At 37.0% G+C, this 9,220-nt stretch carries 8 protein-coding genes; 1 reads left to right on the top strand and 7 read right to left on the bottom strand.

The features are described from left to right. Positions 1 to 617: 617 nt before the first annotated feature. The 5 genes from D1953_RS20865 to D1953_RS20845 all read right to left on the bottom strand — a co-directional run bounded on the left by D1953_RS20865 (position 618) and on the right by D1953_RS20845 (position 5,822). A complete protein-coding gene (locus D1953_RS20865) occupies positions 618 to 1,937 on the bottom strand; it encodes a GntP family permease (protein WP_119119064.1) in 1,320 nt (439 codons plus the stop codon). A gap of 43 nt (positions 1,938 to 1,980) precedes the next feature. Further along, positions 1,981 to 3,264: a histidinol dehydrogenase gene (gene hisD, locus D1953_RS20860; protein ID WP_119119063.1), complete on the bottom strand. Its 1,284-nt coding sequence runs from the start codon at positions 3,262 to 3,264 to the stop codon at positions 1,981 to 1,983. A gap of 182 nt (positions 3,265 to 3,446) precedes the next feature. After that, entirely contained in the window at positions 3,447 to 4,433 is a 987-nt protein-coding gene (locus D1953_RS20855) for a LacI family DNA-binding transcriptional regulator (RefSeq protein WP_119119062.1), read from the bottom strand. A 241-nt stretch (positions 4,434 to 4,674) separates the two neighbouring features. Next, positions 4,675 to 4,872 (bottom strand): IDEAL domain-containing protein, encoded by a 198-nt coding sequence (locus D1953_RS20850; protein ID WP_119119061.1) that lies wholly within the window; start codon positions 4,870 to 4,872, stop codon positions 4,675 to 4,677. 521 nt (positions 4,873 to 5,393) lie between these two features. After that, positions 5,394 to 5,822: a DUF2383 domain-containing protein gene (locus D1953_RS20845; RefSeq protein WP_119119060.1), complete on the bottom strand. Its 429-nt coding sequence runs from the start codon at positions 5,820 to 5,822 to the stop codon at positions 5,394 to 5,396. Positions 5,823 to 6,489: 667 nt separating this feature from the next. Here D1953_RS20845 and D1953_RS20840 point away from each other — a divergent pair. Further along, entirely contained in the window at positions 6,490 to 7,779 is a 1,290-nt protein-coding gene (locus D1953_RS20840) for an RNA-guided endonuclease InsQ/TnpB family protein (protein WP_245980302.1), read from the top strand. Between the two features lie 406 nt (positions 7,780 to 8,185). Here D1953_RS20840 and D1953_RS20835 read toward each other — a convergent pair whose 3' ends face one another. Both D1953_RS20835 and D1953_RS21520 read right to left on the bottom strand, forming a co-directional pair. Next, complete coding sequence (locus D1953_RS20835) at positions 8,186 to 8,470, bottom strand: transposase (protein ID WP_245980300.1); 285 nt, start codon at positions 8,468 to 8,470, stop codon at positions 8,186 to 8,188. A gap of 185 nt (positions 8,471 to 8,655) precedes the next feature. Then, positions 8,656 to 8,817, bottom strand: coding sequence for a hypothetical protein (locus D1953_RS21520; protein ID WP_182480704.1), 162 nt, complete (start codon positions 8,815 to 8,817; stop codon positions 8,656 to 8,658). Positions 8,818 to 9,220: the final 403 nt, after the last annotated feature.

Here is a 9,220-nt window from a genome sequence, read left to right as displayed (position 1 = left end):
TCCCCCTGTGAGAGTAGGACGTTGCCAGGCAAAAGCAAACAGCCCCAAGTAGTAGGGGCTGTTTTTTTGTCTATGGAAAAGAAAACCCTAGGCCTAGCCTAGGATTCAAAGAGCTTTCAGCGTGATATTAAGACTTCTCTAAATACAGAAGATAAGTAATATATAGCAAGGTCATGAAAGGCATTAAAAAATACTCCACGCACTAAAATGCGATGTAATCGTTACAAAAATTCTGGTGTAACCAAATAGTATATGGCAACATTCGGAGGAAACAAGAAGGTAATAGAAGAACGTATACATAATCAGATTCAAGGTGATATAGCGCAGAATGATTAAGTATGGCGGAATACATTAATCTATTCACAAATAAGAGGTAAGGAAAAAGAAACGAAGGCAAAGAGCAGATCTTTTTGAGATTCGGTCAGTAACAAAAGCTTTCGGCTAAAGAGAAAACCATCCGTTAAGGATGATTTTTATTTCTTCCTTCCTTAATCAAGTCATTAAGACATCGTTTTTTCTGACGGTACCTTTATAATACACACATAAAAGCCGTATGTAGCATCGCTACATACGGCTTTATGAATAAGAAAGTAAAAGCGCTTTCTTTTATTTTCAACTTAAATCCCTAAACCAATCGAGAATAAGATAACAGCAAGAACTACTGCTACAATCGGTACAATTACTGTCATCGCACCAAATGCAGGGTAGGCGTCTTTATGTGTTTCACCAGCGATGGCTCTAATTGTTGTTACAGCATATCCTCCGTGAGGTAATGAATCTAACGTACCAGATGAGATGGATACCGTTCGATGAAGGGCTTCTGCGTTAACTCCCAAATCTAAATAGTGCGGAGCAAGAATAGGGAGTGCAATGGATTGACCACCGGATGAAGAACCTGTTAATCCGGCGATAACCATAACGGCTAAAGCTCCTCCGATTAATGGATATCCTGGAATGCTCGTCATGAAATCAACTGCTGTGCTAAATGCAGGAGTTATTTTGGCGACTCCTCCAAAGCCAACTACCGCAGCCGTATTCCCAATCGCAATAAGTGCACCAGCTGTTCCTTCACTAACTGCATCCCAAAAGTTCCTGAAATATTTTCTGTTTAATAACCATGTGGCAATAATACCGCTTAGTAGGGCAAGAATCAAAGCAGATTGGGCTAACGACTCATGGAAAATAAATGCCACGATAAGAACAGCTAATAAAGGAATTAAACTTAATAATGGATGTGGTAAGTTTGTTCTTATCTCGGTATTATCTGTTTCTCTTTGAATAAAATGCTCGCCATTTTTAACAGCTTTTTTAATCATTCTCATGAGCCAGTAATATCCGAATATAAGCATAAATACAGCTGTAATTAAACTAACTTCCCATCCTGCATACGGGCTTGTCTGTAAATAAGGAATTGGAATCCAGTTTTGAATTTCAGGTGATCCTGCAGAAGTCATAGTAAACGTAGTAGAACCAAAAGCTAATGCTGCTGGTATAAATCTTCTAGGTAAATTCGCTTCTTTAAATAAACTGACTGCCATTGGATATACAGCGAAAGCTACGACGAATAAACTAACGCCTCCGTATGTTAAAACTGCACAGGCAAGCACGACAGCGAGCACAGCGTGTTTCATTCCGATTTTTGAAACAATCCAATGTGATACACTTTCTGCGGCACCGCTATCTTCCATAACTTTACCGAAAATAGCACCTGCTAAGAACATTAAGTACCAGGATGTAATGAATCCTGCAAAGCCAGTCATATAACCAGTAATGAAATCTACTTCTCCTTTAGCCGCAAACTGCGGGAATAGCGGTACTCCATTCAGCACTGCTACGAACAGTGCTGAGATTGGAGCAACGATTAGTAGATTCATGCCTCTCATGACGAGAACGGTTAATAAAACTAAGCCTCCAATTAACCCAAACATACTTATCATATAAGCCACCTACCTTGTTGTATATAAAGGACCAAATATTCCTTTATTTTTTATTTCCGTATTTACGAACGCGTAGTAATGCTTGTTCAGCATGACCAGCGAAGTTTTCTAATTGGCAAAGTCTAGCTGCATATTCACCAATATAGGCACTTTGTTCTGGTGATGTAACTTTTTGATATGTAACCGTTTTTAAGAATTTACCTACCCAAAGTCCGCCAGTATATCTTGCTGCACCTTTTGTAGGTAACGTGTGATTTGTTCCGATTACTTTATCTCCGTAAGCAACATTTGTTTCAGGTCCTAAGAACAAGCAGCCGTAATTTGTCATATTCTCTAAGAAGAAATCAGGGTTTTTCGTAAGGATTTCAACGTGTTCGAATGCTAATCGGTCTGCTTCTTTTAAAGCTTCTTGCTCGTCTTCAACTAAAATGATTTGTCCATAATCTTCCCAAGAAACTCTTGCTACATCAGCTGTAGGTAAAATTTGTAACTGTCTTTCGATTTCCTTAACTGTTTCTTCAGCAATTTCTTTAGAAGTTGTGATTAATGCCCCTGGTGAAGTTGGTCCGTGTTCACCTTGTCCTAGAATGTCTGTTGCAATCATTTCTGGATCACTTGTTTCATCAGCAACGACTAATGTTTCTGTTGGGCCGGCAAATAAGTCGATACCAACGCGGCCATATAATTGACGTTTTGCTTCAGCAACGAATGCGTTACCAGGTCCAACAATCATATCTACGGGTTCAATTGTTTCTGTACCGATTGCCATTCCAGCCATCGCTTGAATTCCGCCAAGAATATAAATTTCGTCAGCTCCAGCTTTATACATTGCATAGACTGTTGCAGCTGGAATCTCTCCATTAATCGGTGGAGTGCAGGCGATGACTCTTTTAACTCCTGCTACTTTAGCCGTCAGTACACTCATATGTGCGGAAGCAACCATTGGATAACGTCCTCCAGGAATGTAGCAGCCGACGCTGTTTACTGGAATATTCTTGTGTCCAAGAATAACACCTGGCATTGTTTCTACTTCAATATCTGTCATAGATTTTCTTTGTTCTTCTGCAAATCTTCTAATGTTGTTTTGGGCAAATTCAATGTCTTCTACAGTTTGTGCTGGAATAGAAGCACAGATTTCCTCGATTTGCTTTTCCGTTAAACGAAAGCTTTCAGGGCTCCATTTATCAAAGTTTTCTGATAACTCTCTGATAGCTTTATCGCCTTCTTCTTCAATTCTCTTAATAGTAGAACTAACTATTTCAGAAACCTTTGCATCGTCCTTTTGAATATCTTCCGCTACTTTACCTTGTTTTAAATAAGTTGCCATATTATAATCTCTCCCTTTTTTATAGTATATTGCATACGTATGCAAAACAGAGAAGAAAAAATTTGCATACGTATGCAAAGAAGTTTAAGTTTCTGCATTCGTATGCAAAAACATGATTTACCATCGCTTGTATAGAATCATAAGGTAAACGTTTACAATTGTCAATATATAAAATATTCATACTATTTTGTGGTTTTACGATGGATAAAGTGACCTTTTAATTTTACGGTTTTAGGATTGTCATTATTGGAATCAGAGGTTAATAAATTAATCGTTTCATCGACCATTTGCTCTATAGGCTGTACCCAGGTTGATAGGGAATAATTAGGCCAGGATGACATTTTGATATCATCAAATCCAATTACAATCGTTTCGTCTGGTACGGAAATATTTCTTTTCTTTAGCGCATCTAACGCTCCTAAAGCTGTTATATCATTAGCTCCAAAAATAGCTTCAGGTCTATGTCCAGCTTCCAGCATATTTTTTGTAAGATTAAAGGATTTTTCGTATGTATAATCTCCTTCTAATATCGTGATATCGATTCCTTTATTTTTAAAAAAGTCCGTAAATCCTTTTTGCCTGTCCTGACTTGTGGATGTGTTAATTTTTCCTGTAATAAACACGATATCCCTATACCCTTTTTCGTAAATATAGGCAGCAATTTCGTTGGCAGCGCTGATATTGTCACAGCTGACAGAATTACATACTAAATTTTTATCATGTCGATTGAATAATGTGACAGGAATATCATAGTCTTGAAGTTTCGCCACGACTTTGGAAGATAGAAGAGCATCGGTTACAATAACGGCCTCCACATTATATTCTAAGAAATGATTAATTTCTTCTTGTTGAATTTCTTCATTTTCCGTATACACAAATAACACAGAATATCCTTGTGCTCTTAGTTTTTTTGTAAATATCCCTAAAACCTCATGATAGAACGGATTCTGAATATCTTTCATTGCTAGGCCAACCATATTCGTTTTTTTTGTAATGAGGCCCCTTGCTAATGCATTAGGTTGATAATTTAGTTCTTCTGCTATTTTCAATACTTTTTCTCTTGTTTTTTCTGAGACGCTTGCTCCCGGTGTAAACACCCGTGATACTGTCGATTGAGATACATTTGCCAATTTAGCAACTTCCATTGCTGATACAACTTTCTTTACCATGTATATACCCCTAACCTAATATATTGTTTGTTAATATAGTTGAAAATAATGAATTTTTCAAGTGGGGGATTGCCTATGCAAGTGTACTATTATCCCTCGAGTCATCATAACTCTATCATTATAGCAAAACACGAATAGATTTAACGTTTTATTTGCAAAAGAGAAGGGACAATAAAAAGAAGCCTTGTCCAGGCTTCTTAAGCTGTTTTATCTTAAAATCATTTCGATGTATATAACGGATTTAAGAAATAAGTTTTAATTCTTCCGTTAATCGTAGGAATTCTTCTTTGTTCCGATTCTCTAATGAACGATCGATCTCTTTTCGAAGTTGCTCTTTTCGGAAATCACAAAGGACTTTGTTTAACACCATTTCAGCAAATTCGGAATCCATAATATTTACCTCATTAATTGTTGGTGTGTTAAGCAAATTCTTTTTCATTGAAAATCAACTCCTTGACCTTTTTTTTATTATAACAATAGTTTTCAGAAAATTCAAATACTTTTATTGTTAGTTTTTTGTTATTTATATCCGGGTGATTTTGTTTTTTAAACAATAATAGGGTTAATGTATCTTAGTTCTTAGGTTGATTAGGAAGGTTATTATAAAATTGATGAAACAAACATGTGAGGTAAGAGCTTAGATTAAATTGGTTTTCATTAATAAAATTAGACAGCGCTAATTGGCTTTCTCTTGACATCATTTTACCTCCTTTAAGATAACTTCCTTATCTAGATTATTACCAAACTATCAATTTTTTATACACCTATAAATCAAAAATCTGCTTTAAACGCAGAGGGAATCATTTGGTCCACGTATTATAGAAATGAGCGAAGAGTTGCAGGGGAGTAGGGGGAGTGCGATGCTTTTTGACATTGCTTCTCTTTAAACAACAAAAGAAGGAATCAACATTTCTTGAACAGTCGATTCCTTCTAGTGAAAACACTAATCTCATAGGATTATTAATGTAATAAATGCCGTAATTCTTCAACCTGTCTCCGGCTAGTATCAATCATTTTTTTAGCAATTTTTTTACTTTCTGGATCTAAGTCTCCCTTTACAAGTTCCTCGGAATACTGAACGCCGTAGTTATCTAATCCTTCTAAGGCATCCTCGATAATTTTATTTGTATCATCAGGCAGCATGACTTTATGCATAAAGCTATGCATGGATCCAGAGAAACCTTCATCGTCAGCTGGAACTCCACCTAGATTCTGAATCCGTTCCGCTATTTGTTGGGCATTTAGCTTTACATCCTGCTGCATAGACTGAAATGTTTTCTTTATCTCCTCATCGTCTACCTTTTGGATATAATGTTCAAACGAACGTATTCCCATATATGTACCTCTTAATAAAGTGTTTAGTTCTTCGATAATTACCTCTTTTTCCACAAAAATTGCCCCCTTTTTCTTCTATTATGCTGTCTATGGGGTGGACTATTCGTAGCCTGTTTGAGTATTAAGTGTGATTCATTTTCATGGGAATGAAAAAGAGCTACCCCAAAATTCATGAAAAATGGCTTTCGGGGCAGCTTCACTGTTTAGCTGAACGATTATTCTTCTTAGATACTTCTTTTTTGATTTTTTTTTAGTGAGTTAAAGGACAAAATGAGGGAATTAGACAAGGCAAGTTTCTTTGGTTGCCTTTTCAGGAACGTCTAAAACAAAGAATAGCAACAACTAAGATTATGAGTCCCATAAATAATAAAGGCATGATACCTGAACTATATACAATATAAACTTTAATGTTGCGGATAGCATTGACGATAAGGAATATGAGCAAGAAAACACACAAAATAAGGATGAGAGGCATATTTTTACGTCTATGCAAAGCAACCAGCCCCTTTGTAGAAGCTTATTACAGATTTTCGGAACGAGAAAGCCCATTACGTTGTGATTTACACTCCTTTTAGGGATAGGATGAGAGTGAGGTAGAACCGGGCGTGTTGGATGACACATCAAAGGTTCGCTTTTTTATAGGATATACTCTTGATTTAGGAACGGGTGTTCTGGTACAATAAGTGTAAGTCAAAGAGAAAGGAGGAAAATCGCTTTGTTTGTGACTCATTCCTTTCAAATTCCCTATGATTCCAACTTATATGAAGAATTAAGAACGATGCAACGAGAAGCAGCCTCCGTTTGGAATGATATCGTGAGGGAAGCTACTTCCTATTATTTTGCTTGTAACAAATGGTTAAGTAAAACAGAGATTCAAGCCATTCGGAAACAAACCTACAACCTTCATTCACAAACGGTTCAGGCCATTGCAGATAAGTATGCAGCGAACCGTGAAACGATTCGACAACTGAGAAAAACGGATAAAAAAGCCAACTATCCGTGGCGAAGAAAATATTATTATTGTATTCCCTTAAAAAAAGCTTCTATGGACATTTCAACAGACACCATCACGATTAAAAAAGTAGACTATGGATTCTCCCTCTCTGACCTTTTAACGAAGAAGAAAAAGAAAAACTGGAACGACAAGTTTCCGAAGCAACATACATCGGTCGTTATCCCCAATCGATCAGAAGAACACTTAAACGCATGTAACTATGCGGAAATTGTCTGGCGGAACGGAGCGTATTGGTTTTGTTATGCGGTTCAAGTTCCTGAACAAAATCTGTCTGCGTATGAGAAGAAGGTGGCAGGTGGAGATTTAGGAGAAATTCATGCTGTCGCAGTGGCCACCGAAGATCGAGCCCTTGTCGTGTCAGGACGTGCGATGCGCAGTATCTCTCAATTCCGTGCCAAAGCTTTAGCGGACTTAAGTAAGAAAATGTCCCGTTGTAAAAAAGGTTCTCGTCAATGGAAAAGGTACAAATACGCCAGAAACCGCCTACGCCAAACAAGCAACAACCAGCTCGAAGCCTTGGAACATAAAACGACGAAAGAGATTGTGAATTTTTTGGAAGTAGAAAAAGTCACGCATTTAGTCATTGGAAACGTATCAGGCATTGAAAAAGGAACCAAGAAGAACGAACAGAAGAAACGAAAACAGAACAAAGTGAGAAGACAACAACTGTCCTTGTGGAATCAAGGGAAAATCAAACAAAAACTCACCTATAAAGCGAAAATCAAAGGCATCATCGTGACAGAAGCCGAAGAAAGCTATACATCTCAAGACTGTCCGTTTTGCGGAGGCAGACATCGTGCAAAGGGAAGGATGTTCATTTGTTCTGTTCACAAAACAGAAATCCATCGTGATGTAAACGGCGCTCAGAATATTGCGCGTAAAAAACATCACATGGCCGTCCAACCACTGGTTTCCGTGGTGTTTAAGCAGCCTGTTTGGTATCGCCGGTTTTTGTCCGAAAAACAAAAGATTCCTCTCTTAAGGACAAACCTCTAACAGGAAAAAGTATCGCCGGTTGAACGGCGTAGTCGGCACAGACCTTGCCCACTTGAGAGAGAAAATCTCTCAAGCGTTGCTCACCTAAGTTTCACCTCTGCCTCTCCTTATAGAAGATGGTAAGTGGGATGTTTGTGAGAAAGAACCCCTTGGCTTTAGCCATGGGAGTGGTCAGGGTCCGTTATAAAACCCTATGCTTATCATACCTTGTATTATGTAATTAAAAACATTAAGTTTGATCCGAGTAGCTTTTCATAACCACGTACTTAAAACATACCTGACATAATAATTTATTTAACAATAAAAATAATCGCTTTTATCCTAACTATGTCATTATCCTTGAAATAAGGAACGGATTTTAGGATAAAAGCGGTTGAAGTTTTAAGTTTTAGTATGAATCTGCTTTTTAATTTGAATGACTGATATCATTTAATAATGTATGTAAAGCGAGCGTATAGAGTAAATATACGCCTAAATATGCCCCTGTTAGTAAGAAAAGAGGGTTGAGAAATAAAGCGTGGATATTGGTCATGAATACTGTTTGATCTTCGATGATTTGATGGATGGAGATAGAAGCGATATTCCCAAAAATAAGTGCTGATAGAATCGCGGCTACATGAAAAATAATCCGAGATATAAACCATTTTCTTTGAAGTATCATCATTAGTGCGGGAGCGATGATACTGCCCAAAATTAAAAAACCTCCATCTTTATCACCTTATAATCATTCTTCACTCTACAAAAGAGAATTAAACAGCGTTTAAATACATTGAGGATGAAGAGGACGAACGTGGTTGACGTTGTTGTAGGTTGAACTATCCCCACCTACTCATTAGGATTTCCTATTTACATTTCTTAAGGTGGGGGTTCGTAAAACTAGAATTGGTCTTGGTTATCTCTACTAGCTGTTATGTCGCGATAAGGCATGATGCTTTTTTCTATTTGTTCATAGTCTGTTGTTCCGAGCTCTTTCAATACATTGGGAATCTCTTCTTCAGGATAGCCGTAATCACGCAGCAACTGTTTAATCTGTTCCATTCATTAAGTCTCCGTTCACTTGTATTTTTATTTTAGAAATATAAAAGGATTTCTCTTATCTTGTTCGTTATAGTAAGGTGACATACAAAAAAAGTTTCATTAGAGTATAGTTTTTCAAAAGGATGTTGACTTTTTTATACTAAAATAGTAACATTGTAATTCCTACTGCGGATTCCACAAAGAGTTTTTAGTAGGGGTTGAGAAGTTAATGAAGATGGAAGTAGAATGTCTAAGTTAATTTCTAACGTGAAAAATATTTAAAAAAAGTTATTGACTAACTTTGAAAAGTTATGTTATGATAACAAATGTCGCTAAGACGACGTAGTTCTTTGAAAACTAAACAAAACAGAAACGCCAACGTTTTTTTAAAAGTGAGCACACACTAAAAAGTGCAATATGAGCA

It is taken from the genome of Peribacillus asahii (assembly GCF_003570725.1).
Taxonomy (GTDB): domain Bacteria; phylum Bacillota; class Bacilli; order Bacillales; family DSM-1321; genus Peribacillus; species Peribacillus asahii.
Note: the sequence above shows the minus strand (reverse complement) of the source record. Positions and strands in the feature narration are given on the sequence as shown.

Bases quoted from the DNA above. Each gene is read 5' to 3' on its own strand.
- D1953_RS20850 (WP_119119061.1), bottom strand. From the start codon at position 4,872: ATGAAAAAGAATTTGCTTAACACACCAACAATTAATGAGGTAAATATT.
- D1953_RS21520 (WP_182480704.1), bottom strand. From the start codon at position 8,817: ATGGAACAGATTAAACAGTTGCTGCGTGATTACGGCTATCCTGAAGAA.
- hisD (WP_119119063.1), bottom strand. From the start codon at position 3,264: ATGGCAACTTATTTAAAACAAGGTAAAGTAGCGGAAGATATTCAAAAG.
- D1953_RS20855 (WP_119119062.1), bottom strand. From the start codon at position 4,433: ATGGTAAAGAAAGTTGTATCAGCAATGGAAGTTGCTAAATTGGCAAAT.
- D1953_RS20865 (WP_119119064.1), bottom strand. From the start codon at position 1,937: ATGATAAGTATGTTTGGGTTAATTGGAGGCTTAGTTTTATTAACCGTT.